27 protein-coding genes and 1 other RNA gene are annotated in these 23,881 nt (G+C 38.0%); 24 read left to right on the top strand and 4 right to left on the bottom strand.

From position 1 onward, the window contains the following. The first annotated feature begins 157 nt into the window (after positions 1-157). The 9 genes from comGA to IGK82_RS08370 all read left to right on the top strand — a co-directional run bounded on the left by comGA (position 158) and on the right by IGK82_RS08370 (position 6,264). Positions 158-1,126 carry a competence type IV pilus ATPase ComGA gene (gene comGA / locus IGK82_RS08410; protein WP_002374519.1) on the top strand — a complete coding sequence of 323 codons (969 nt, stop codon included), beginning with the start codon at positions 158-160 and terminating at the stop codon, positions 1,124-1,126. Then, a complete protein-coding gene (comGB, locus tag IGK82_RS08405) occupies positions 1,083-2,129 on the top strand; it encodes a competence type IV pilus assembly protein ComGB (protein ID WP_002356990.1) in 1,047 nt (348 codons plus the stop codon). The genes comGA and comGB overlap by 44 nt, the downstream gene beginning before the upstream one ends. Then, positions 2,129-2,404, top strand: a complete 276-nt coding sequence (comGC, locus tag IGK82_RS08400; RefSeq protein WP_002356991.1) for a competence type IV pilus major pilin ComGC — start codon at positions 2,129-2,131, stop codon at positions 2,402-2,404. Before comGB ends, comGC begins: the two co-directional genes overlap by 1 nt. After that, entirely contained in the window at positions 2,401-2,847 is a 447-nt protein-coding gene (comGD, locus tag IGK82_RS08395; protein ID WP_002379576.1) for a competence type IV pilus minor pilin ComGD, read from the top strand. The genes comGC and comGD overlap by 4 nt, the downstream gene beginning before the upstream one ends. Further along, complete coding sequence (locus tag IGK82_RS08390; RefSeq protein WP_002393943.1) at positions 2,813-3,139, top strand: type II secretion system protein; 327 nt, start codon at positions 2,813-2,815, stop codon at positions 3,137-3,139. The genes comGD and IGK82_RS08390 overlap by 35 nt, the downstream gene beginning before the upstream one ends. Further along, positions 3,129-3,563 carry a competence type IV pilus minor pilin ComGF gene (comGF, locus tag IGK82_RS08385; RefSeq protein WP_002357060.1) on the top strand — a complete coding sequence of 145 codons (435 nt, stop codon included), beginning with the start codon at positions 3,129-3,131 and terminating at the stop codon, positions 3,561-3,563. The genes IGK82_RS08390 and comGF overlap by 11 nt, the downstream gene beginning before the upstream one ends. Continuing rightward, positions 3,563-3,916: a competence type IV pilus minor pilin ComGG gene (comGG, locus tag IGK82_RS08380; protein ID WP_002357061.1), complete on the top strand. Its 354-nt coding sequence runs from the start codon at positions 3,563-3,565 to the stop codon at positions 3,914-3,916. Before comGF ends, comGG begins: the two co-directional genes overlap by 1 nt. Positions 3,917-4,044: 128 nt before the next feature. Next, a complete protein-coding gene (locus tag IGK82_RS08375) occupies positions 4,045-5,052 on the top strand; it encodes a class I SAM-dependent methyltransferase (protein WP_016622344.1) in 1,008 nt (335 codons plus the stop codon). 24 nt (positions 5,053-5,076) lie between these two features. Further along, positions 5,077-6,264 (top strand): acetate/propionate family kinase, encoded by a 1,188-nt coding sequence (locus IGK82_RS08370; RefSeq protein WP_002357064.1) that lies wholly within the window; start codon positions 5,077-5,079, stop codon positions 6,262-6,264. 111 nt (positions 6,265-6,375) lie between these two features. Here IGK82_RS08370 and IGK82_RS08365 read toward each other — a convergent pair whose 3' ends face one another. From IGK82_RS08365 to IGK82_RS08350, 4 genes are all read right to left on the bottom strand, one after another. Beyond that, positions 6,376-6,849, bottom strand: coding sequence for a universal stress protein (locus IGK82_RS08365; protein ID WP_002357065.1), 474 nt, complete (start codon positions 6,847-6,849; stop codon positions 6,376-6,378). A gap of 177 nt (positions 6,850-7,026) precedes the next feature. Beyond that, entirely contained in the window at positions 7,027-7,305 is a 279-nt protein-coding gene (locus IGK82_RS08360) for a hypothetical protein (protein ID WP_002380425.1), read from the bottom strand. Positions 7,306-7,366: 61 nt separating this feature from the next. Beyond that, positions 7,367-7,560, bottom strand: a non-coding RNA gene (gene ssrS / locus IGK82_RS08355) — 6S RNA. A 72-nt stretch (positions 7,561-7,632) separates the two neighbouring features. Beyond that, positions 7,633-8,910: a replication-associated recombination protein A gene (locus IGK82_RS08350; RefSeq protein ID WP_002360030.1), complete on the bottom strand. Its 1,278-nt coding sequence runs from the start codon at positions 8,908-8,910 to the stop codon at positions 7,633-7,635. Between the two features lie 128 nt (positions 8,911-9,038). Here IGK82_RS08350 and IGK82_RS08345 point away from each other — a divergent pair, with 128 nt between their 5' ends. The 15 genes from IGK82_RS08345 (at position 9,039) to gap (ending at position 23,785) form a co-directional block, all read left to right on the top strand. Continuing rightward, entirely contained in the window at positions 9,039-9,716 is a 678-nt protein-coding gene (locus IGK82_RS08345; RefSeq protein WP_002364174.1) for a DNA-3-methyladenine glycosylase, read from the top strand. Then, complete coding sequence (locus tag IGK82_RS08340; protein WP_010709649.1) at positions 9,673-10,158, top strand: DUF3013 family protein; 486 nt, start codon at positions 9,673-9,675, stop codon at positions 10,156-10,158. The genes IGK82_RS08345 and IGK82_RS08340 overlap by 44 nt, the downstream gene beginning before the upstream one ends. A 15-nt stretch (positions 10,159-10,173) precedes the next feature. Continuing rightward, positions 10,174-11,121: a 50S ribosomal protein L11 methyltransferase gene (gene prmA / locus IGK82_RS08335; RefSeq protein WP_016622347.1), complete on the top strand. Its 948-nt coding sequence runs from the start codon at positions 10,174-10,176 to the stop codon at positions 11,119-11,121. Position 11,122: 1 nt separating this feature from the next. Then, positions 11,123-11,875 (top strand): 16S rRNA (uracil(1498)-N(3))-methyltransferase, encoded by a 753-nt coding sequence (locus IGK82_RS08330; protein ID WP_010715313.1) that lies wholly within the window; start codon positions 11,123-11,125, stop codon positions 11,873-11,875. A gap of 214 nt (positions 11,876-12,089) precedes the next feature. Next, entirely contained in the window at positions 12,090-14,303 is a 2,214-nt protein-coding gene (locus IGK82_RS08325; protein WP_002381746.1) for a RelA/SpoT family protein, read from the top strand. Positions 14,304-14,326: 23 nt separating this feature from the next. After that, complete coding sequence (gene dtd / locus IGK82_RS08320; RefSeq protein ID WP_002357080.1) at positions 14,327-14,773, top strand: D-aminoacyl-tRNA deacylase; 447 nt, start codon at positions 14,327-14,329, stop codon at positions 14,771-14,773. A gap of 139 nt (positions 14,774-14,912) precedes the next feature. Continuing rightward, positions 14,913-15,134, top strand: a complete 222-nt coding sequence (locus tag IGK82_RS08315) for a hypothetical protein (RefSeq protein WP_002383130.1) — start codon at positions 14,913-14,915, stop codon at positions 15,132-15,134. After that, complete coding sequence (hisS, locus tag IGK82_RS08310; protein WP_002360033.1) at positions 15,131-16,432, top strand: histidine--tRNA ligase; 1,302 nt, start codon at positions 15,131-15,133, stop codon at positions 16,430-16,432. The genes IGK82_RS08315 and hisS overlap by 4 nt, the downstream gene beginning before the upstream one ends. Before the next feature lie 17 nt (positions 16,433-16,449). Continuing rightward, positions 16,450-18,219: an aspartate--tRNA ligase gene (aspS, locus tag IGK82_RS08305; RefSeq protein WP_002360034.1), complete on the top strand. Its 1,770-nt coding sequence runs from the start codon at positions 16,450-16,452 to the stop codon at positions 18,217-18,219. A gap of 153 nt (positions 18,220-18,372) precedes the next feature. Then, on the top strand, positions 18,373-19,209 hold the full coding sequence (locus IGK82_RS08300; RefSeq protein ID WP_002383128.1) for a bifunctional hydroxymethylpyrimidine kinase/phosphomethylpyrimidine kinase: 837 nt from the start codon (positions 18,373-18,375) through the stop codon (positions 19,207-19,209). After that, positions 19,193-19,699 (top strand): ECF transporter S component, encoded by a 507-nt coding sequence (locus tag IGK82_RS08295; protein WP_002357086.1) that lies wholly within the window; start codon positions 19,193-19,195, stop codon positions 19,697-19,699. Before IGK82_RS08300 ends, IGK82_RS08295 begins: the two co-directional genes overlap by 17 nt. After that, positions 19,696-20,265: a TIGR01440 family protein gene (locus tag IGK82_RS08290; protein ID WP_002365825.1), complete on the top strand. Its 570-nt coding sequence runs from the start codon at positions 19,696-19,698 to the stop codon at positions 20,263-20,265. Before IGK82_RS08295 ends, IGK82_RS08290 begins: the two co-directional genes overlap by 4 nt. Positions 20,266-20,407: 142 nt before the next feature. Continuing rightward, positions 20,408-21,286, top strand: a complete 879-nt coding sequence (locus tag IGK82_RS08285; protein WP_002357090.1) for a YitT family protein — start codon at positions 20,408-20,410, stop codon at positions 21,284-21,286. A 420-nt stretch (positions 21,287-21,706) separates the two neighbouring features. Further along, positions 21,707-22,744, top strand: coding sequence for a sugar-binding transcriptional regulator (locus tag IGK82_RS08280; protein WP_002357092.1), 1,038 nt, complete (start codon positions 21,707-21,709; stop codon positions 22,742-22,744). 39 nt (positions 22,745-22,783) lie between these two features. Beyond that, on the top strand, positions 22,784-23,785 hold the full coding sequence (gene gap, locus IGK82_RS08275; protein WP_002357093.1) for a type I glyceraldehyde-3-phosphate dehydrogenase: 1,002 nt from the start codon (positions 22,784-22,786) through the stop codon (positions 23,783-23,785). Positions 23,786-23,881 lie beyond the last annotated feature (96 nt).

Here is a 23,881-nt window from a genome sequence, read left to right as displayed (position 1 = left end):
AGTATAATACTAAGTGTCTAGGAGTTCCACTATTTTGGGGAAGATAGATGGACAGCGCAAACTTCAAAAAAAGAACCTTCATCTTATTGGTGGAGGTTCTTTTTTTTGCTGAAATCATAAAATAAATGCGTAGTTTATTAGTGAGAGGAGGAAATGAATGACTGAAAATGTAAAAAAATTGGCCCATCAATTAATTGAATGGGGCGTCCTTCATGGGGCACAAGACGTTTATTTTTTACCCAATGATACCGAAATAGCTATCTCTTTTCGGACAGGGATGCAACGGACACCTTACACACAAGTTTCCGCAGAAATAGGCGAAAAGTTAATTTTCCACTTTAAATTTATAGGCGGCATGGATGTCGGAGAAAGACGAAAAGCACAATTAGGCGCGACAACTTATCTAATTGGCGAGACGAAGCAACGCTTGCGTTTATCATCTGTGGGAGATTTTCAGAATCGAGAGAGCTTGGTAATTCGTTTTTTGCACCGATTTGGTGAACAAGCTGAACATTTTTTCTTTCCCCACCAGCTGAATGAAATTGAAGCATCTTGTCAGAAACGAGGACTTTATTTATTCAGTGGGCCAGTTGGTTCTGGGAAAACAACAACCATGTATCGTGTGGCTAAACAAAGAAGTGGCGAACAACAAGTGATAGCGATTGAGGATCCTGTTGAAATTGAGGAAAAACAGTTTTTACAGTTGCAAACAAATGAAAAAATTCAGTTAACTTATGAAGCCTTGATAAAAGTTTGCTTGCGCCATCATCCTGATATTTTGATTATTGGTGAAATTCGTGATGGCGAGACGGCTCAAGCAGTTATTCGAGCCGCCTTAACGGGTCATACTATTTTTGCGACAATTCACGCCCGTAACTTATTGGGGGTGCAACGGCGTTTGATAGAATTAGGTGGCCCAGAGCATGAATTGGCTGAATGCTTGCAAGGTATCATTTATCAACAGATTTTGACAACCACGATTAATAAGGAACAAGTAGCGGGAATTCTTTATGATTATTTCTTCTTTAAGGAAGCCGTTATAAAGAGTAGTTGGCAAAAGAATCTAAGAAAGGCGTGGGCGTATGGGTTTATTACAGAAAAAACGTATTTTCAAGCCATCGAATAAATTAACGAAAAAACAACAGCAGCTTTTTCTGAAACTATTAGCGGATTTGCTTGCAAATGGTTTTAATATACAAGAAAGTTTTTCCTTCATGAAAAAATCAAACGCCTTACCTCAGCACAGTATAACTTTTTTAGTTGAAGGCTTTTCCTCAGGCATTGCCTTACAAGCTTTAGTTGAAGAATTAGGATTTTCAACAATGGTCTCGGCACAATTGTCGTTTGCTACTGCACACGGGGATTTGGTAGGGACACTACAAGCGATTTCCGAACATTTTTTTCAAACGGAAAAATATCGGCAACAGTTCTATAAAATAATTAGTTATCCGCTGCTCCTGATTGTTTTTTTGATTCTCGTCATTGTTGGTATTCGGCAATTTTTATTGCCCCAATTAATGGAAAATGATGCCAATAGTTATTCTAAAAATATTGGGATTCTTCTGATTGTTTACAGTCCATACATTCTGGTTACCTTAGTTTTTGTCCTCTCATTTAGTTTCTTCATTTTAAACCGTTATTTGAAGCATCAGTCTGCTATTCAGCGGGCCTTCGTATATCTGAAACTGCCAATTATCCGTGGCCTTTATCGGGAATACGTCAGTGCTTTTTTTGCACTAGAATGGGGGAAGTTGCTTGCGCAAGGATTAGAAATGAAAGAGGTCATCGATTTGATGCGCCATACAACCAATTACCCCTTAATGAAAGAATTAGCTGGAGCAATTAGTGAAGGACTGCTAGTTGGTGAAACCTTACATAGACAATTAGCTGCTTATCCTTTTTTTACGAAAGCATTGGGTTTAATGATTCAACAAGGGGAAGTAAAAGGAAAATTAGGCAAGGAGTTGATGGTTTATAGTAATGTCTGTTTCCAAGGTTTTTTCAAAAAAATTGAACGAGTCATTACTCTCGTTCAACCACTTATTTTTATCATAATTGCTTGTTTAATTATCGGTGTTTATGGGGCAATGTTGCTGCCTATTTATGGCAATATGGAAGGAGTTTTATAATGAAAAAGAAACAAAAATACGCAGGGTTTACATTATTAGAAATGTTGATTGTCTTATTGATTATTTCCGTATTGATTTTACTTTTTGTCCCTAACTTAGCGAAACATAAAGAAACAGTTGATAAAAAAGGCAATGAAGCAATCGTAAAAATTGTAGAATCACAAATCGAGCTCTACACACTAGAAAAAAATAAGACGCCTTCCTTAAATGAATTAGTCAACGAAGGCTACATTACTAAAGAGCAGTTAGATAAATATACAGCAGAAAAGCAATGAACAAGTCAGCAGGATTCACATTAATGGAAACACTTGTTAGTTTAACGATTGTTTGCTTTATGACTATGCTCCCGACACTCGCTATTCACCGCTGGCAAGAAACGTTAAAAATTGAACAGTTTCTTGCTACGGTAGAAAAACAACTTCGTTTTGCGCAACAGCAAGCAATTGTTTTAGAGGAAACACAAGAAGTTTGGTTTTTTGAAGAACAACAAAGCTTTTCATTTCCTGATAAATTGAACCAATCAGCTCGGAGGACTTTACTAGCTGTACCTGAAAAAATGACAGTGAGTGGTCCAAGCAAGCTCAGTTTTCTTCATTCGTCAGGGAACAATGGCCGTTTAGTGAAATATATTTTTACTTGGACTGAAAAGAAACAGCAACTTATTTTACAATTTCAGATGGGGAGTGGCAAATATACGAAGAAAATTAACTATTTATAGCGGTTTTATTTTATTAGAGAGTCTCGTTAGTTTTAGTATTGTATGTGTGATAGCAGGGATATTCTCCCTGACTATTACACAATTAATTCAGCAAAATTATCAACGGGAGCAAGAATTAACGCGCACTCGTCTAGGATACGAAGCAATTTTATTTTTAGAGCAGACGGGTGATTTACGTTTCAAAGAGCGGATATATCAAGGAGAAACTTACCGATTTTCTTTGATGGAGAACGATGGAAGAAGGATACTAAAAGTCACAGATTCAAGAGGAGCGATTTTGATTGGTCAATAAAAAATATGCGGGTTTTACGATGTTAGAGTGTTTAGTAGCACTAGTCGTTTTAAGTTGTATGTGTCAATTGTTTCAGTTGATGATTCAACAAAGTTTTATCGGAAATCAATATTTGAAAAACAATGATTCGAAATCCTGGCATATTTTTTTAATTCAATTAGAAAAAGAATGTCAAAAGCTCGTTTTCCAAACAGGCTCTGCTCAAGAGATTTCTTTCCTCGACTCAGAAACAAACAAGACTATTTCAATTCAAATCAAAGAAGATAAAATTATTAAGCGAGTCAATGGTAAAGGCTATCAACCGCTGTTAATTGGTATCAAAAATGGACAGTTTAAAAATGAAGGACAATCGTTTACTTTGGAAGTTACTTTTACTTCTGGAAAAACATTTGATAGTTTTTTTCCGATAAAGGGAGAATTTTAATGAGGCAAAAATATTCAGGAAACTTATTGTTCACGGCCATGGCCATTGTTTATTTGATGAGTTTTCTCGCCCTTCAGTTACTAGAAGAACGTCAGTTAACACAAAAATTTACGCAAGCTACCCAGGAATACTATGCAGGGAAAAGTATCTTTCATTTATTTCTTGCAGATGTTAAACAAAATAGACGAAAGTTAAAAACAGAAGAAAGGCTCGTATACGCGCAAGTGACCCTCGATTATACATACAAAAATGAACAATTAAGAATAACTGTTTTATTAAACAAATCTGGTCGAAAATACCAATATCAAGAGAGAGTTTCTCATCAAAAAAAAGCGGAAACAATACTGGAATAGCGTTGTTTTTCTACAAATTATTAGATTTTAGAAGAAAGACAGTAAAGGCATTGATTATTCTTTCTTTTTTCGTTAAAATAAAACAGGTATGGAAGTTGTTACATTTTGAATAGAATAGAGGTGCTAATTTGTTCCCAGAAAAAATTGAAGAGGCTTTCGAGCCAATGGAACAAGCAATCCAGTTATTGCAACAGTCATTGGATACTTCTTTTTTAGATGCGTATATTGAAAATGGTGAAAATATTTTAGATGATTTTCAAGTACGAGTACTTGACGGAGTACCTAATCCAGAGACAGTGAAACAATTAGAAACGCTGTATCATACGATTAAAAAAATTGATTTAGCTCCTGAAGATGTGCGACGCTTGTCCCAATTACTTTTGCTAAAAGGAACGAGAAAAGAGCAGCTTCAAGCAAATCATCAATTGACGCCAGACGGTATTGGCTTTTTGTTTGTTTATTTAGTAGAACAATTAACAAATAAATCAGAGCCATTAAAAATTTTAGATCCTGCTTCAGGAATGGGAAATTTACTGTTAACGGTTCTGCTGAACCTTGAAAAAGCTGGTTACAAAGTTTCTGGTTATGGTGTGGATATCGATGAAACACTTTTGGCAGTATCTTCTGTGAACAATGCTTGGTCACAAGCCAATATTCAGTTGTTCCATCAAGACGGATTGCAAGATTTGTTATTGGATCCAGTTGATTTAGCATTAAGTGACTTGCCGATTGGCTATTATCCAAATGATGAGCGAGCAAAGGGATTTGCTGCTGCTGCGGAGGAAGGCCATAGCTATGCGCATCATTTATTAATGGAACAAGCCATGAAATACGTGAAACCAGCAGGGTTCGGCTTATTCTTAATCCCAACCAATATTTTAGAGACTGAGCAAAGTGAATTCTTTAAAAATTGGTTGACAAAAAACGTCTATTTACAAGGAATGATACAGTTACCTGATGAATTGTTTAAGTCAGAACAATCACGTAAAAGTATCTTGCTTGTTCAAAACAAGGGTGCAGATGCTGAGCAAGTGAAGGAAGTTTTGTTAGCAAAACTTGCCTCTTTGAAAGATATCAATAAAGTAACGGAGTTCTTTAAACAATTTGAAGCTTGGAAAGCTTCAAATTTAAAATAAAATAGTAACGAAGAGGAGAAAATTATGTCTAAAACAATTGCAATTAATGCAGGTAGTTCAAGTTTAAAATGGCAATTATACCAAATGCCAAATGAAGAAGTGATCGCTAAAGGAATCGTTGAACGTATTGGCTTAAAAGATTCTATCTTCACAATTAAATATGGTGAAGGACAAAAATATGAAGTAATTGTTGATATTGATAACCATGAAGTGGCAGTAAAAATGTTACTAGACCAATTAATCGACTTAAACATTTTAGGCTCTTATGATGAAATTACTGGTGTTGGTCACCGTGTAGTTGCTGGTGGAGAAGAATTTAAAGATTCTGTTGTTATTACAGACGAAGTATTAGAAAAAATTGAAGCTTTATCTGAATTAGCACCTTTACACAACCCAGCGAATGCAATGGGAATTAAAGCATTTAAACATATCTTACCAGAAATCATTAGCGTGGCAGTCTTTGATACGTCGTTCCACACAACAATGCCAGAACACAACTATTTATATAGTGTACCGCGTGAATACTATGAAAAATTTGCTGCACGTAAATATGGGGCACATGGAACAAGTCATCGTTATGTCTCTCAACGTGCTGCAGAAATGTTAGGTCGTCCAATTGAAGACTTAAAAATTATCACTTGTCACTTAGGAAATGGTGCTTCAATCACTGCAGTTGATGGTGGAAAATCAGTCGATACATCGATGGGCTTCACTCCTCTTGCTGGTGTTACAATGGGGACTCGTTCAGGAGATGTTGATGCGTCACTATTGCCTTATTTAATGACAAAACTTGGCTTGACTGATGTACAAGACATGGTTGATATTTTAAACAAAAAATCTGGTTTATTAGGTTTAACAAATGGTTTATCAAGCGACATGCGCGATATTCAATCAAACTTAGATAAACCTGAAGTTCAAACAGCATACAACATTTTTATCGATCGTATTCGTAAATACATTGGTAGCTATGTCACTGTTATGAATGGCGTTGATGCGATTGTCTTTACTGCTGGAATCGGTGAAAATGCAGTTGGCGTTCGTAAAGATATTATTGATGGCATGACTTGGTTTGGTTGTGAAATCGATGATGACAAAAATAATGTACACGGTGAAGAAGCAGTTATCTCAACTGATGATTCAAAAATCAAGCTTCTATTAGTACCAACTGACGAAGAGTTAATGATTGCCCGTGACGTAGAACGTCTAAAATAATTAAACGAACACACCTTGTGAGACGCTCTCACAAGGTGTGCTTAATAGGTAAATAAGAAAAAACTGAGCCAACTATCACTTTTGATAGTTGGCTCAGTTTTTTCTTATTTTTTATTTTTCTTCATTTTTTGGTAATTTGTTGTCTAAATCCGTCCGTACAACGAGAACATCGCAGCTAGCGTTACGGATAACTGATTCAGAGACAGAGCCAATAAATAAACGCTCAACGGCATTTAATCCAGTTGCTCCTAACATAATTAAATCAATGTTGTATTCTTTTGGTAATTCTTTGGCAATGATATTCTTAGGAGAACCATAGGCTAGAACGCTAGAGACTTTTGTTTGTCCCATATCCACCGCTTGTTGTTGGTAGGTGTCTAAGGTTTCTTTTGCCATTGACATTGCTTCTTCTGCTAGCGCACCATCAAAAGAGGACACTGATTGGAAAGAGCGCGTATCAACAACATGTGCTAATAGTAATTCAGCATCGTTTCGTTTAGCGACGTTGACCGCTTTTTTAAAGGCTAAGTCTGCTTCGTCAGAACCATCGATTGCTATCATAATTTTTTGATATTGTTGTAACATAATAACCGCTCCTTTCAGCGTAAAAAAAATCATTAATTGTTTCTATAATAATTGTAAAACAAACAAAGAAAAAAAGAAACTGAAACCGCTTCTTTTTTTCTGAATATTGGCATTTTTTTGTAAAAAAAACTTCGTTCAAAAAAATCTTTTTGAACGAAGTTTTAAATTCATCGTCTTTTATGACATTTTTTTTGCAAAAGTTAAACTAAACAACGTTGAAAGTAATAAAACAAAAAAGATAAAACCAATTGACAATAACGGGCGATTAAAAATAGCCGCTAGAACACCTAGAATGGCGATAATCAAGTAATAACGCCCAAAACGTTCGATAAACTGTTGACTTTCTGTTGCAGTTTCTTTTTTTAAGAGTGGTAAAAAAGCTGCACTTTTCTTCATCAAATAATAACTGGCTACGCCTGTGACAACGGCGAGTAATAGTACGAGTATACGAATCATCTTGTCCTCCAAAAAAAAACAACTTGCCAGAGCAAATTGTTTAGAAATCTACATAAAAATGGTAAAATCCGTCGATGCCGGTAATCGTCCTAGAGTATTGAACCCGCAAGATAAGCAGGTGGGTTCCTCGATCGCAGTATTGAACTACCAAAAGAAAAGGCATGTTACCAACTTTGATACAAGCAGGATCCCTAGATATCAATAAAAATGTTCGGTCAACACAGTGAAAGGACAACGCGTACATCACAGATTTACCATCTTTATAATAGCATACTCTCTCAAAATCGGCAACGAGATTGTTTCTTTTTTTGAAAGCGTATTATTTTGTTATTTTTTCTGTTTCCATTCTTGGATACGCTTGAGTTGCTGATGTAAGGCTTGTTCATATTTACCAATATCAATCGGTTCGTAATAACGTGCCTCTTTTAATTTGTCAGGTAAGTATTGCTGATTGACCCAACCGTTTTCAAAATTATGTGGGTATTGATAACCAATACCACGGTTTAATTCTTTGGCTCCAGCATAGTGGGCATCACGCAAATGATCAGGAACATCTCCCACAGAGCCTTGTCGAATATCTGCCAAAGCAGCATCAATCGCTGTGACTGCAGAATTTGATTTTGGCGATAAACATAAATCAATGACGACACTGGCTAGAGGAATTCTAGCTTCTGGAAACCCTAGCTTTTCGGCGGCTTGAACAGCGGTGACTGTCCGAGCGGCGGCCGCAGGATTCCCAAGACCGATATCTTCGTAAGCAATGACCATTAAACGACGACAAATAATCGGTAAATCACCTGCTTCAACTAAGCGACCCAAATAATGAAGTGCAGCATCTACATCGCTTCCTCGAATCGACTTTTGGAAAGCGGAAATTACATCATAATGGGCATCGCCATCTTTATCATGGGTTAAGGCTTTTCGTTGCACGCACTCTTCAATAATCGGTAAAGTAATCTTAATTTCGCCTTGTTCATTTTTGGGTGTTGATTTAACAGCTAATTCTAGTCCATTTAGCGCACTACGTAAGTCACCGTTCGTTGCGCGTGTCAAATGTTGTAATGCTTTTTCTTCTAAGTGAACGGGATAATCGCCTAAGCCACGTGTGCTATCGGTTAAGGCTTCTTGAATCGCTTGCTGAATGTCTGTTTCTGTTAAGGGCTTTACTTCAAAAATTTGCGTGCGACTACGAATCGCAGGGTTAATTGTAATATATGGATTTTCGGTAGTGGCTCCAATCATAATAATTCGTCCGTTTTCTAAATGAGGGAGCAAAAAATCTTGTTTTGTTTTATCTAATCGGTGAATTTCATCAAGCAGTAAAATCACTGTGCCACTCATTTTGGCTTCTTCAGCAACGATTTGTAAATCTTTTTTGGTGTCTGTGGCCGCGTTCAACATGCGAAAGGCATAATTTGTTGAACCAGCGATTGCGCTGGCAATACTGGTTTTTCCAGTGCCAGGCGGCCCATAAAGAATCATCGATGAAAGCATTTTGGCTTCGACCATCCGACGAATAATTTTACCAGGGCCGACTAAATGTTGTTGACCAACTACTTCGTCTAAGTGACGAGGTCGCATTCGATAGGCTAAAGGTTGTTGCATAAAAGGACCTCCTTTTTCATAATCATCTTATTATAACATAAAGAACGTATATTCGCTTTTTGGTGGTTTTTTGGTTTTTAGATGGATATAGCGGAAGGTTTCGTGTATGATAGGGAGTGGTGAAAGAAATGAAAGAAACGATAAATATCTTTAACACAAAAACAACTGAAGAAGTGGCACAATACTTGTTAGGGATGTATTTAGAGCACGAAACAGCAACAGGCGTTTTAGGTGGGTACATTGTGGATGCAGAAGCTTATTTAGGTCCTGATGATGAGGCGGCCCATAGCTTTGGCTTGAGAAAAACGCCACGCTTACAAGCCATGTATGACAAACCAGGCACGATTTATTTATATACTATGCACACGCATTTAATTTTAAATATGGTGACACAAGAACAAGGCAAACCACAAGGGGTGATGATCCGCGCGATTGAACCTGTTGAAGGTGTCGACAAAATGATTGAAAATCGCCAAGGACGTCAAGGCGTGGAATTGACCAATGGACCAGGTAAATTAGTTGCAGCCTTAGGAATTGATAAGCAATTATATGGGCAGTCGATTTTTTCTAGTTCGTTACGGCTCGTGCCAGAAAAACGAAAATTTCCGAAAAAAATTGAGGCACTACCACGAATTGGAATTCCCAATAAAGGTCGTTGGACAGAGTTGCCTTTAAGATACGTCGTGGCTGGCAATCCATATATTTCTAAACAAAAAAGAACAGCAGTAGACCAAATAGATTTTGGCTGGAAGGATGAAGAAAATGAAAAAAGCAACAATGCTCACATACTTAGAGGAACAACTTGAAAAACACTTAGCAGATTACGAAGTAGGCCTTGATTGGGATCGTAAAAACCATACCATCGAAGTCATTGTTCGTTTATATGCAGAAAACAATCAGCAAGTGGCGATTGATGATGTTGATGGTACGCTTTCAGAAGAAGAATTTATTGAATTTGAAGATGGCTTGTTATTTTACAATCCGCAAAAGTCTGTCGTTGATGACGAAGAGTATTTAGTCACAATTCCTTATGAAGGAAAAAAAGGGCTACGCAAAGCAGTTTTAGACGGATTCATTCACTATTTAAAAGTGGTTTTAGATGAAGGGCAAAGTGATTTGTTAGACTTTTTATCAGATGAAACAGCGGAAGTTTTTGAATTGCATTGGGAGCCAGCAGATTTTGAAGCGATGATTAAAAAAGTGGCAGAAACAGAAAAAGAACAATGGATTGCGTATCCAAGTTATTAATTTAGAGGTGAGAACATGAAGTGGACAGAAGTAAAAGTAGAAACGGCTAGCGAAGCAGTTGAAGCAATTTCAAACATTATGATGGAAGCTGGCGCAAGTGGTGTGGCCATTGAAGATGCGTTGGACATTGAAAATTTTGAAGGTGATCTGTATGGGGAAATTTTAGATAAAGAGCAATTCACCCACATTAAAGAAGGGGCGATTGTGATGGCTTATTTTCCTGAAACAACCTTCTTACCAGAAATTTTACCATTTATGAAAGAAAATATTTTACGCTTGCCTGAGTACGGCTTATCCATTGGTAAAAACGAAATGACAATTAGTGAAGTAGCAGAAAGCGACTGGGCAACTGCTTGGAAAAAATATTATCATCCTGTCCGTGTCACACGATTCTTAACGATTGTGCCAAGTTGGGAAGCCTATCACGCACAAGATGAAGCAGAAAAAATTATCACATTGGATCCGGGCATGGCTTTCGGTACAGGCACGCATCCAACGACTCGTTTAACCTTGCAAGCTTTAGAAACTGTTTTACGTGGTGGCGAAACAGTTCTAGATGTAGGAACGGGTTCTGGTGTTTTGAGTATTGCAAGTCGCTATTTAGGGGCTAAAGACGTCTACGCATATGATTTAGATGAAGTAGCAGTTGCAGCGGCAAAAGAAAATATGGATTTAAATCCCATTGCGGCCGATGTTCATGTGTCAGCCAATGATTTACTAAAAGGGATTGACCATTCTGCTGATGTAATCGTCGCAAATATTTTGGCAGATATTATTGTGTTAATGATTGAAGATGCTTGGCGTTTGCTAAAACAAGACGGTACCTTCATTATTTCTGGAATTATTGAAGATAAAAAAGCAATGGTTTTAGAAGCACTAACGAAAGTCGGTTTTGTGGTAGACCAACTCTTTAATCAAGGCGATTGGTATGCGATTATCTTGAAGAAACCAGAGGAAGAGTAAAATGCAACGGTATTTCATGAAAGAAGATTATCAAGAAAAAGATTTGTATAAAGTCGCAGATGAAAACTATCATCATATTGTGCGAGTTATGCGAATGACGCCGAATGATCGTTGTTATTTAGTATTTCAAAATAAAACTGCCATTTTAGCTGAGATTGTGGAAATTGATTCAACATCTGTTTACTTTAAAGAAATTAGTAAAGAAGAAATGGACAAAGAATTGCCAATTGAAGTGACGATTGCGTGTGGGTTACCAAAAGGGGACAAGTTAGAATGGATTGTTCAAAAAGGCACGGAGCTAGGTGGCAATCAGTTTATCGGCTTTCCTGCGAAAACTTCCGTTGTCAAATGGGACCACAAAAAAAGAGCAGCCAAAGAAAAAAGATTACAAAAAATTGCCACAGAAGCGGCGGAACAATCGCATCGGCAGCAGACACCAAGTGTTTTTTTGGTGGAAAAAACACAAGAAATCATTGCGCAATTTGACTCATATGACACAGTCTTGGTTGCGTATGAAGAATCAGCAAAACAAGGAGAAAAAAGTCAATTAGCACAAGTATTATCCACTTGCCAGCCAGGCGCACGTTTGTGTGTGCTCTTTGGACCTGAAGGTGGCTTTGCACCGCAAGAAATTGAACAATTTCTGCAGGCTGGGGCGAAACTTTGCGGGTTGGGTCCGAGAATTTTACGAGCAGAAACAGCACCGTTATATCTTTTAAGTGCGGTTAGCTACCAAATGGAACTTTTAAATTAAACGAAAGCCCGCCTGTAAAATTCTTGTAGGCATTCTCTTTGAATAAACAGAGAGTAAAAAAGCGACAGTGATTGAAATTTAAGGGAAATTTAGTATAATAGAGTTGTTGAAAGTGCTACTGTTTCAAGTGGTACTTTTCTTTTTTATTAAAATAGATAAAACGTGAACGAAGTGTTCTTTATCCAAAGGTCACCTTCATAGAGGAGTGAATACCATGCCAAAAGAAGAAATACTGACAGGCCCAGCGGTCATCAAAATTGTAAGTACCTATATGGGACCAGAACATGTTGAGTTGGTTCAAAAAGCATTAACTTATGCTGAAAAAGCACACGAAGGTCAAGTCCGACAATCAGGTGAACCTTACATCATCCATCCGATTCAAGTGGCAGGCATTCTGGCTGAATTACATATGGATCCCCATACTGTAGCAACAGGATTTTTACATGATGTTGTCGAAGATACGGACGTAACACTGGACGATTTAAAAGAAGAATTTGGCGAAGACATCGCAATGTTAGTCGATGGCGTGACGAAACTAGGAAAAATTAAATATAAATCTCATGAAGAACAATTAGCCGAAAACCATCGGAAAATGTTATTGGCAATGGCGCAAGATTTACGGGTCATTATGGTGAAACTAGCCGATCGTTTGCACAATATGCGCACATTAAAACATTTACGTGAAGATAAGCAACGACGGATTGCGCAAGAAACTTTAGAAATTTATGCGCCTTTAGCACATCGCTTAGGGATTAGTCGAATTAAATGGGAATTAGAAGATACGGCCTTACGTTATATTAACCCCAACCAATACTATCGAATTGTTAATTTGATGCAAAGTAAACGTGATGAACGTGAAGCTTATGTGGCAGAAGCAGTCGAAGATATTCGTTTAGCTACGGAAGATTTAGAAATTTACGCAGAAATATATGGTCGACCAAAACATATTTATTCAATCTATCGTAAAATGAAGGACCAAAAGAAACAGTTTAATGAAATCTATGACTTATTAGCCATTCGTGTTATTGTCGATTCCATTAAAGATTGCTATGCCGTGTTAGGGGCGATTCATACACGTTGGACACCAATGCCAGGTCGCTTTAAAGATTATATTGCTATGCCAAAAGCGAATATGTATCAATCTATCCATACGACAGTTATTGGGCCAAAAGGGAATCCAGTAGAGGTCCAAATTCGGACCCATGAGATGCACCAAATCGCCGAATTTGGGGTGGCGGCTCACTGGGCCTATAAAGAAGGCAAAGCGGAAAAAATTGAAACAGATGAACTGACGAAGCAAGTCGATTGGTTCCATGAAATTATTGAATTACAAGATGAAAGCTATGATGCTTCTGAATTTATGCAAGGTGTGAAAGAAGACATTTTTAGCGACAAAGTCTATGTCTTTACGCCAAGTGGAGATGTAACCGAACTGCCAAAAGGCTCCGGACCACTAGATTTTGCTTACAGTATCCATACTGAAATTGGGAATAAAACAACCGGTGCGAAGGTCAACGGCAAAATGGTACAGTTAGACTATGTCCTAAAAAATGGGGATATTATTGAAGTCCTAACATCACCGAATTCTTTCGGACCTAGTCGCGACTGGCTGAAAATGGTTAAAACAAGTAAAGCCAAAAATAAAATCAAACGTTTCTTTAAAGAACAAGACCGTGAAGATAACATTATTAAAGGGCATGATGCTGTCATTAAATACATGATAGAAATCGGCTTTACACCGAAAGAATTTTTAACGAAGAATAAAATGGCGGAAGTGCTAGATAAATTTAAATTTCAAACGGAAGATGATTTATTTGCGGCAGTAGGTTATGGCGAAGTAAGTGCGCAAGTAGTGTGCAATCGTTTAACAGAAAAAGAACGCCGCGAACAAGAGTTGGAACGCCAACGTCAAGAAGCGGAAGAGTTGCTAAATCAGCCAGCTAAAAAAGAATCAGAAAAAATGAAAGTTCGTCATGAAGGCGGCATCGTGATTCAAGGGGTGGACAACCTATTGATTCGTTTAAGCCGCTGTTGTAATCCAGTGCCTGGTGATGAAATCGTTGGTTACATTACCAAAGGACGTGGCGTTTCAATTCATCGTGCGGACTGTCCTAACGTACAACATCAAGAAGAACTAGCACAACGTCTAATTGAAGTTGAGTGGGAAGATACCGAGCACAGTCGCAAAGAATACGCTGCCGATTTGGAGATTTACGGCTATGATCGTAGTGGCTTACTAAGTGATGTTTTACAAGTCATTAGTTCGATGACAAAAAATTTAGTCGGCGTTGAAGCTCGTCCATCCAAAGATAAGATGGCCCAGATTCATGTTACTGTGAAAATTCAAAACCTTTCTCATTTAAAAACCATCGTTGACAAAATTAAAAGTGTACCAGATGTTTATAGTGTTCGTCGAACCAATGGGTAAGTGTTAAAAGTGAGGCAAAAAAGATGAAAGTAGTTATTCAAAGAGTCAGTCAAGCACAAGTTGCGATAGAAGAGCAGATAGTGGGACAAATCAAACAAGGCTTCATGGTGCTGGTGGGCATTCATCAAGAAGACACGCCAGAAGATGTGGCTTATGTTGTTGGCAAAATCAGTAAATTGCGTGTTTTTGAAGATGACGAAGGAAAAATGAATCGCAGCATTCAAGAGATTGAAGGATCAATTCTAAGTATCTCTCAATTTACCCTCTATGCAAAAACTAAAAAAGGCAATCGTCCCAGTTTTATTGAAGCGGCTCGTCCAGATGTGGCGATTCCTTTGTATGAATTATTTAATCAACAATTAGAAGCAGAAGGAATAGCGGTAGCCACAGGAGAATTTGGCGCGGATATGCAAGTGTCGTTGACCAATGATGGTCCAGTGACCATTGTGATCGATACACGAGAAAAATAATTGATTTTCCTATCGGAACCTCTTGACTTTCTAAGAGAACTTTAGTAGTTTATAGATAATATTAAAAATCTACGAAGGAACGAGTAAGTTTCATCTGTCTGCGAAGAGAGAGTTGCCGTGGCTGAGAGCAACTTCAACAGTGAAAGTGAAAGACATTCTGGAGATGGACGGAAGAAAAGCCGTCCCGTTACGAGCGTTAATCGTTGAGGAAAGAGTAAAATCTTTCAAAACTAGGTGGTACCGTGTAAAAGAGACTTTTACGCCCTTGTATGTTCAACATACAAGGGCTTTTTTCATTTTTAGAAAAAAGAAAATGGCGCACACATTTTTGTGGAATGATAGAAGGAGAGAAAGACAATGAGTTATCAAAAACCAAAAGGAACAAACGATATTTTGCCAGGAACTTCTGAAAAATGGCAATTTGTGGAAGAAACAGCTCGTTTGATTTTTAAAGATTATCAATACCAAGAAATCAGAACCCCGATTTTTGAACATTATGAAGTAATATCTCGCAGTGTTGGCGATACTACAGATATTGTTTCAAAAGAAATGTATGATTTTTATGATAAAGGAGATCGTCACGTGACGCTACGTCCTGAGGGGACAGCGCCAATTGTTCGGGCCTTCGTTGAAAATAAATTATATGGTCCGGAATATACGAAACCATATAAAACCTATTACATGGGGCCGATGTTCCGCTATGAACGCCCACAAGCTGGTCGTTTGCGTCAATTCCATCAAATTGGTGTGGAAGCATTTGGTAGTGAAAACCCAGCATTGGATGTTGAAATCATGGCTATGGCTTTGGACTTCTTCAAACAATTAGGCATCCAACAAATCAAATTAGTTATTAATTCCTTGGGGGATAAAGAAACACGTGCTACGTACCGTCAAGCATTAATCGATTATTTAGAGCCCCATATGGCAGAATTAAGCGAGGATTCACAACGTCGCTTACACGAAAATCCATTGCGGGTGTTAGACAGCAAAGATAAAAAAGACAAGGTGATTGTCGCAGAAGCGCCCTCCATTTTAGATTATTTAAATGAACCATCTAAAGCACATTTTGAAGCAGTAACTGATATGTTAGATTTACTAGAAATTCCTTATGAAATTGATAGTAATATGGTTCGCGGCTTGGATTATTATACACACACAATTTTTGAAATTATGAGTGAAGCGCCTAAAATGGGGGCGCAATCAACTATTTGTGCAGGAGGCCGATACAATGGTTTAGTTGAAGAATTAGGCGGCCCAGACACACCAGGTTTTGGTTTTGGTATGGGCATTGAGCGAGTGTTGTTAACAATGGAAGCTGAAGAAGTTGTGATTCCAGCGTTATCTGAATTAGACGCATATGTGGTTGGGATTGGTTCAGAAACCAACATCGCAGCTTTGCAACTTGTTCAAAGCATTCGTAACTTTGGTTTCTCAGCTGATCGTGATTACATGAATCGCAAACCAAAAGCGCAATTTAAAACGGCCGATAAATTACAAGCAAAATTAGTTTTAACAATCGGTGAAAATGAATTGAATGAAGGCATTGTCAACGTAAAATCAATGGCAACACGCGAAGAAAAAGCCTTCCCGTTAAGTGCTATCCATGATTCATTTGATGAAGTGTATGACGAAATGATGACAAAAATGATTGAAGAATAAAAAGGAGAGATTGAGAAATGGCAAAACGCACAACCTATTGCGGCAATGTATCTGCCGAATTTATTGAAAAAGAAGTTGTATTAAAAGGATGGGTTCAAAAACGTCGTGACTTAGGAGGGGTTATCTTTATTGATTTACGTGACCGTGAAGGAATCGTCCAAGTGGTCTTTAACCCAGAAAAGTCAAAAGAAGCATGGGAAATTGCTGATAAATGTCGTAGTGAATACGTCATCGAAGTTAAAGGTCAAGTCGTTTATCGTGATAAAGAAGCGATTAATCCCAAAATGAAAACTGGCGAGTTTGAAGTGATGGCGACTGACATTACGATTTTAAATACTGCGAAAACAACGCCATTTACCATTGAAGATGACAATAACGTTAATGACGAATTGCGCATGAAATATCGTTATTTAGATTTACGTCGTCCATCAATGACAAACAACATTAAATTACGTCACCAAGTAACGAAAACAATCCGTCACTATTTAGATAATCATGACTTTTTAGACATTGAAACTCCTTATTTAGGCAAATCAACACCAGAAGGCGCTCGCGATTATTTGGTTCCTTCTCGTGTCCATGCCGGTCATTTTTATGCTTTACCACAATCACCACAACTCTTTAAACAATTATTAATGGGGGCAGGCTTCGATCGCTATTACCAAATCGTTCGTTGTTTCCGTGATGAAGATTTACGAGGCGACCGTCAGCCAGAATTTACACAAATCGATATCGAAACGACCTTTTTAACACCAGAAGAAATTCAAACATATACAGAAAATATGTTGGCTGAAGTGATGAAAGAGACAAAAGGAATTGAGATTTCTGTTCCGTTTCCACGAATGAGCTATGACGAAGCAATGGCACGCTATGGTAGCGATAAACCCGACACTCGTTTTGCTATGGAATTAATTGATGTCGCAGATGTAGTGAAAGACGTAGACTTCAAAGTTTTCCAAGCAGCGTTGGAAAATGGCGGACATGTGAAGGCTTTGAATGCAAAAGGCGCCGCAGATAAGTATTCTCGTAAAGATATGGATAACTTAGGTAAGTATGTGAGTCAATTTGGCGCAAAAGGCTTAGCTTGGTTAAAAGTTGAAGAAGATGGCTTAAAAGGACCAATTGCTAAATTCTTAACAGAAGTTAGTGATGAATTAATTGCTGCTACCAATGCAGAAGTCGGTGATATTTTAATGTTTGGTGCCGATAAACCTGAAATCGTAGCCGCTGCTTTAGGTGCGGTACGTACACGTTTAGGTAAAGAATTAGGTTTAATTGATGAATCGAAATTCAATTTCTTGTGGATTGTGGATTGGCCGTTGTTTGAATATGATGAAGAAGCTGGTCGCTATGTTTCTGCTCATCATCCATTTACACAACCAAAAGCAGAGGATGTGGCCCGCTTAGCAACAGACCCAGCCTCTGTGTATGCTGAAGCTTACGATGTTGTCTTAAACGGCTACGAATTAGGTGGCGGCTCATTACGGATCCATACACGAGAATTACAAGAAAAAATGTTTGAAACGTTAGGTTTTACAAAAGAAGAAGCACAAGACCAATTTGGTTTCTTGCTAGACGCATTAGATTACGGCTTCCCGCCACATGGAGGGATTGCTTTAGGGCTAGACCGCTTAGCAATGCTATTGGCTGGGGAAGAAAATATTCGTGAAGTGATTGCCTTTCCTAAAAACGGCAAAGCAATTGACCCAATGAACAACGCACCAAGTTTAGTTTCTCCATTACAATTGTTTGAATTAAACATTGATGTAACAGCCATTGACGAATAAGTGTTAAATCCAAAGAAAGAGTGACTTCATTGACGGATGAGGTCACTCTTTCTTTGGGAAGGAAAAAGATAACGAAAGACTTAAAAAGTGGCTGAGCTAAAAATCTGCCAATTGGCTGTTTTTTCTTTTTAGAAAACTTTGTATGATAACTGAGTGTATAAAGGAGCGAAACAAATGACAAAAATAATTTTAACAATTGGCGGTTCCGATCCTTTTTCAGGTGGCGGGATTCAAACAGATTTAAAAACGTTTGAAAATCATCAAGTCTTTGGCTTATCAACTTTAACTTGCCTTGCTACAGCCCCCAAGAATCATTTTCAGATTCATGACCTGGAGACTTCTTTGGTGAAAGAGCAACTCGCTTCCATACCTGCCGGGAGTTTAGACGGCATCAAGATTGGCTTGATTCACAGTGAAGAAAGTATGTTACAAATTGTAACCTTTTTGAAAAAGCACGCAGGTCTGCCGGTGGTGTTGGATCCTGTCTTGGCTTTTAAAGAAACGACTTCAGTTTATGAAAAAAGATACATGCAGTTATTGATTGAAAAACTTTTTCCATTCGCAACGATTATAACGCCTAATTTAAAAGAAGCAGAATTACTCATTGGCAGAAAATTAACAACCGTCGAAGAAGTCCAACAAGCGGCGGAAGAGTTAAACTCTTTAGGAGCGGCAACGGTGGTGATTAAAGGTGGTAATCGTTGGCTTGGCCAAGAAGCACGTGACTTTTTTTATGATGGACAACAACATATTCAATTGGTCAAAGAAAAAGTAATGGCCCACACCATTGATGGCGCTGGTTGTTCCTTTGCCTCTGCAATTGGTGCGAATTTAGTTAAAGGATATCCGTTAATTGAAGCAGTTGATTTAGCAAAAACATACGTTCATGAAGCCATTGTTTCTGGGGTCCAGCTAAATGCAGCTTTTGGAAGTGTGTGGCATGAAGGATTACTAGCAGGAGGTGTGGCGGATAATGACAAGAAAAATTAGTCTATATGCAGTAATTACCGCTTTAACAGTGGCTGTGTCAATGGTCTTTATTATCCCCGTCCCAGCAACAAATGGCTTTGTTACATTGGCGGATGCAGGGATTTACATTGCTAGTTTACTTTTTGGTCCGATTGGTGGCTTGACAGTCGGAGCTTTAAGCGGTGGTTTAATTGATTTATTGTCAGGCTATCCACAATGGTTCGTTTTTTCGTTATTGATTCATGGCGGACAAGGGTGGTTAGCAGGGCACTTCTTTAATAAAAATAAAAAGATGCAAACGCTAGGATTACTTTTAGCCAGTCTCCTCATGATTAGCGGGTATGCTTTAGCGACTAGCTGGCTTTACGGCGTGGGTGCGGGGATTGCCTCTTTACCAGGGAATATTATTCAATCCTTATTTGGGGTGATTGTAGCATTGCCTCTTAGTCAAACATTAAAACGTGTGTTACCAAAAAATGGTCGTTTAGAAGAAAGAAGGATGAACAAATGACTATCGATGAAAAAATGTTAAAAGAACAGTTAGTGACAATTACAGAAGAAGTCATTACAGCAGGAAATTTACAAAAAGGGGACCTATTTGTTTTAGGTTGTACCACCAGCGAGGTGGTAGGTGGCGTCATTGGTAAAAATTCCAGTGCCGAAGTAGGACAATGGATTGTCTCAACCTTAATTGAACAATTAGATAAAAAAGGCATCTCTTTGGCTGTCCAAGGATGCGAACATATTAATCGTGCTTTAGCGATGGAACGTCGTGTGGCTGAAGAAAAAGGCTTTGAAATTGTCTCGGTAGTACCGCAATTACATGCTGGCGGTTCTTGTTCAGTGGCTGCCTTTGAAAAATTTGATGAACCTGTGGAAGTTGAACATATTGTTGCTCAAGCAGGGATTGACATTGGCGATACATCTATCGGTATGCATGTAAAACATGTGCAAGTTCCTCTTCGCTTGAGCATTCGAACGTTAGGTGCGGCCCATGTTACAGCATTATATTCTCGTCCTAAATATATTGGTGGACCAAGAGCCCATTATGAAACAACCCAAGAACGAAATCGTTAAGATTTCGTTCTTTTTTCATTTCTATAAACATTTGATGAATCTTCCGTAATTATTATAGGAATCTCTTTTTTTCTCTCGGTAAACCACGTATAATATGAAAAGAAATGTAATTTATTGAAAACCTGAAACGAGGCTATTATTTATGAAAAAAATTTATGACGGACTGCCAGTTCATGACTATACAACAAAATTTTCTGTGTCGATTGTCTATGCTATTCTTGCATCAATTGCCATGAACTTTTTCTATCAACCAGGAAATATTTATTCCAGTGGCTTAACAGGCTTGGCACAAATTTTAACAACCCTCTCAACAAAAATTGTGGGTTTTAATGTGCCTGTCTCCATTACATTGTATCTTTTAAATGTGCCGTTATTCTTTATTGCGTGGAAGAAAATAGGTAAGAAGTTTACAATTTTTACTTTCATTACCGTGACTTTAACTTCATTATTTATGCATATTGTTCCGCAAACGGTGATGACCCAAGATCCAATTATCTGTGCTATTTTTGGTGGGGCGATTTCTGGATCAGGAATTGGTTTTGTCTTAAAAAACGGGGTTTCTTCTGGGGGCTTAGATATTCTAAGCATTACCATTCGGAAAAAAACGGGGCGTTCCGTTGGCTCGATTTCAATTTATTTTAACGCACTAATTGTCTTCGTTGCAGGTTATTTATTTGGCTGGCAGTACATGTTCTACAGTGCGTTATCAATTTTTGTAAGTGGGAAGGTCACAGATGCCGTTTATACTAAGCAAAAGAAAATGCAAGTTATGATTGTCACCAAAAACCCAGATCGAGTCGTGGATGAGATTCAAAAGAAAATGCGCCGCGGTATTACAATTATTCATGAAGCGGAAGGGGCATATCGCCACGACCGCCAAACTGTTTTGCTAACTATTGTGACACGCTTTGAGTTGCCAAGTTTAGAAGCAGCCATGAAAGAAAGTGATCCGAATGCCTTTGTCAGCATCTCAGATAATGTTAAAATTTTAGGACGTTTTTACGAAGAAGATTACAAATAAAAGGATATGAAGCAACGAGAGAATGGCTGTGTCTATTCTTTCGTTGCTTTTTTTGAAAAATAAGTAAAAAAATGCTTTGTGTGAGGTCCTGAAATTCCCATTTAAACAAGAAGTTAATTGAAAGACGTTCGTGAATTCCTTTGCTTTTGGTTTAATTAGATCTGATTATTCGGAAATAAGTCGCTATTGTTTCCCACAAACGAATGCTTTGTTTGGATTTGAAAGAAAACGATGAAAAAAGAATCATTTTTATTGAAAAGACCTAAAAAAACTGGTACACTAAGTGTGTAATTGATAAGTACTTTTAATACTGTTATGAATAAATAGTAGGAAAAACGAACATCAATTCTATTTTTTTAAAGTTCATAGGTCGTTTTCGGTCTTACTTGGACATATTTCGACCCACAAAAGGAGCGCATCATGTTAAAAGAATTTAAAATGATTGAAGCAGTTGCTCCAGATATGCTCGATGTATTACAAGAAAGATTCCAAATTCTTCGCAATATTTATTGGATGCAACCTATTGGACGTAGAAGTTTATCAGAAACGATGGGAATTACAGAGCGAGTCTTGCGTACAGAAACAGATGTTTTGAAGCAGCTCAACCTGATTGAACCTTCAAAAAGCGGAATGACATTAACAGAACGCGGTTTGGAAGTCTATCAAGGCTTAGAATTAGTCATGAATCAATTGCTTGGCATGCACCAAATCGAAAAAGAAATGACACAGTACTTTGGCATTCAACGTTGTATCGTTGTTGCAGGAGATAGTGATATCCAAAAGAAAGTTCTTTCGGACTTTGGAGATGTCTTAACCAATACGCTGAATTTACTCTTACCAAATGGTGAGAATACAATTGCGGTTATGGGTGGGACAACAATGGCCATGGTGGCCGAAAATATGGGATCACTAGAAACTGAAAAACGTCATAATTTGTTTGTTCCAGCCAGAGGAGGGATTGGTGAAGCAGTTTCTGTCCAAGCCAATTCAATTAGTGCTGTAATGGCCAACAAAACGGGTGGTAACTACCGGGCGTTATATGTCCCAGAACAATTGAGTCGTGAAACGTATAATAGTTTATTACAAGAACCCTCGATTCAAGAAGTTCTTACGTTAATTAGTCATGCCAACTGTGTGGTGCACAGTATTGGTCGAGCGTTGCACATGGCGGCACGCCGAAAAATGTCTGATGACGAAATGGTTATGCTCAAACAAAAAAATGCCGTGGCAGAATCGTTTGGTTATTTCTTTGATGAAGAAGGAAAAGTGGTCTATAAAATTCCACGAATTGGCCTTCAATTAAAAAACTTACAAGAAATTCCCTATGTCGTCGCAATTGCGGGCGGCAAAACGAAAGCCAAAGCCATTCGCGCATATATGAAAAATGCACCAAAACAAACGTGGCTCATCACAGATGAAGCTGCCGCAAACGAGATTTTAAAAGGGGTAACCCTTTAAAATAAAAAATTTTTGATTTTCATAAGGAGGAAATCTTTAATGACAGTTAAAGTAGGTATTAATGGATTTGGACGTATCGGACGCTTAGCTTTCCGTCGTATCCAAGATGTAGAAGGAATCGAAGTAGTTGCAATCAACGACTTAACAGATGCTAAAATGTTAGCACACTTGTTAAAATATGACACAACTCAAGGCCGTTTCAACGGTACAGTTGAAGTTCACGAAGGTTCATTCAACGTTAACGGCAAAGAAATCAAAGTTTTAGCTAACCGTAACCCTGAAGAATTACCATGGGGCGAATTAGGCGTAGACATCGTTTTAGAATGTACTGGTTTCTTTACTTCTAAAGAAGCTGCTGAAAAACATTTAACTGCTGGTGCAAAACGTGTAGTTATTTCAGCTCCTGGTGGTAACGATGTACCAACAATCGTTTACAACACAAACCATGAAACATTAACTGGAGAAGAAACTGTAATTTCAGGCGCTTCTTGTACTACAAACTGCTTAGCTCCAATGGCTAAAGCTTTACATGACAACTTTGGTGTTGTTGAAGGTTTAATGACAACTATCCACGCTTACACAGGTGACCAAATGACATTAGACGGACCACATCCTAAAGGCGACTTCCGTCGTGCGCGCGCTGCTGCTGCAAACATCGTACCTAACTCAACTGGTGCTGCTAAAGCAATCGGCTTAGTAATCCCAGAATTGAACGGTAAATTAGATGGCGCTGCTCAACGTGTTCCTGTAGCTACTGGTTCATTAACTGAATTAGTTACTGTATTAGACAAAGAAGTTACTGTTGATGAAGTAAATGCAGTAATGGAAAAAGCTGCTAACGAATCTTATGGTTATAACACAGACGAAATCGTTTCTTCTGATATCGTAGGTATGACTTACGGTTCATTATTCGATGCAACTCAAACAAAAGTTATGACAGTTGGCGACAAACAATTAGTTAAAACTGTTGCTTGGTATGACAACGAAATGTCATACACTGCTCAATTAGTTCGTACTTTAGAATACTTCGCTAACTTATAAGATTCATTCTTATCATTAGTGAAATTTGAACAATTGTGAAATAATAAGCGGGGAAGCAACGCGCTTCTCCGCTTTCTTTTTTTAAAAAAGAAAAAT

The sequence above is a fragment of the Enterococcus sp. AZ197 genome, assembly GCF_050556405.1.
GTDB classification, from domain to species: Bacteria; Bacillota; Bacilli; order Lactobacillales; family Enterococcaceae; genus Enterococcus; species Enterococcus faecalis.
Note: the sequence above shows the minus strand (reverse complement) of the source record. Positions and strands in the feature narration are given on the sequence as shown.

Excerpts from the sequence above, each read along its gene's own strand:
- comGG (WP_002357061.1), top strand. The coding sequence starts at position 3,563 with ATGAGGCAAAAATATTCAGGAAACTTATTGTTCACGGCCATGGCCATT.
- hisS (WP_002360033.1), top strand. The coding sequence starts at position 15,131 with ATGAGTTATCAAAAACCAAAAGGAACAAACGATATTTTGCCAGGAACT.
- IGK82_RS08340 (WP_010709649.1), top strand. The coding sequence starts at position 9,673 with ATGAAAAAAGCAACAATGCTCACATACTTAGAGGAACAACTTGAAAAA.
- IGK82_RS08295 (WP_002357086.1), top strand. The coding sequence starts at position 19,193 with ATGACAAGAAAAATTAGTCTATATGCAGTAATTACCGCTTTAACAGTG.
- comGA (WP_002374519.1), top strand. The coding sequence starts at position 158 with ATGACTGAAAATGTAAAAAAATTGGCCCATCAATTAATTGAATGGGGC.
- IGK82_RS08290 (WP_002365825.1), top strand. The coding sequence starts at position 19,696 with ATGACTATCGATGAAAAAATGTTAAAAGAACAGTTAGTGACAATTACA.
- IGK82_RS08330 (WP_010715313.1), top strand. The coding sequence starts at position 11,123 with ATGCAACGGTATTTCATGAAAGAAGATTATCAAGAAAAAGATTTGTAT.
- gap (WP_002357093.1), top strand. The coding sequence starts at position 22,784 with ATGACAGTTAAAGTAGGTATTAATGGATTTGGACGTATCGGACGCTTA.
- IGK82_RS08350 (WP_002360030.1), bottom strand. The coding sequence starts at position 8,910 with ATGCAACAACCTTTAGCCTATCGAATGCGACCTCGTCACTTAGACGAA.
- IGK82_RS08325 (WP_002381746.1), top strand. The coding sequence starts at position 12,090 with ATGCCAAAAGAAGAAATACTGACAGGCCCAGCGGTCATCAAAATTGTA.
- IGK82_RS08370 (WP_002357064.1), top strand. The coding sequence starts at position 5,077 with ATGTCTAAAACAATTGCAATTAATGCAGGTAGTTCAAGTTTAAAATGG.
- comGC (WP_002356991.1), top strand. The coding sequence starts at position 2,129 with ATGAAAAAGAAACAAAAATACGCAGGGTTTACATTATTAGAAATGTTG.
- IGK82_RS08360 (WP_002380425.1), bottom strand. The coding sequence starts at position 7,305 with ATGATTCGTATACTCGTACTATTACTCGCCGTTGTCACAGGCGTAGCC.
- aspS (WP_002360034.1), top strand. The coding sequence starts at position 16,450 with ATGGCAAAACGCACAACCTATTGCGGCAATGTATCTGCCGAATTTATT.
- IGK82_RS08280 (WP_002357092.1), top strand. The coding sequence starts at position 21,707 with ATGTTAAAAGAATTTAAAATGATTGAAGCAGTTGCTCCAGATATGCTC.
- dtd (WP_002357080.1), top strand. The coding sequence starts at position 14,327 with ATGAAAGTAGTTATTCAAAGAGTCAGTCAAGCACAAGTTGCGATAGAA.
- IGK82_RS08345 (WP_002364174.1), top strand. The coding sequence starts at position 9,039 with ATGAAAGAAACGATAAATATCTTTAACACAAAAACAACTGAAGAAGTG.
- IGK82_RS08365 (WP_002357065.1), bottom strand. The coding sequence starts at position 6,849 with ATGTTACAACAATATCAAAAAATTATGATAGCAATCGATGGTTCTGAC.
- IGK82_RS08285 (WP_002357090.1), top strand. The coding sequence starts at position 20,408 with ATGAAAAAAATTTATGACGGACTGCCAGTTCATGACTATACAACAAAA.
- comGD (WP_002379576.1), top strand. The coding sequence starts at position 2,401 with ATGAACAAGTCAGCAGGATTCACATTAATGGAAACACTTGTTAGTTTA.
- prmA (WP_016622347.1), top strand. The coding sequence starts at position 10,174 with ATGAAGTGGACAGAAGTAAAAGTAGAAACGGCTAGCGAAGCAGTTGAA.
- comGB (WP_002356990.1), top strand. The coding sequence starts at position 1,083 with ATGGGTTTATTACAGAAAAAACGTATTTTCAAGCCATCGAATAAATTA.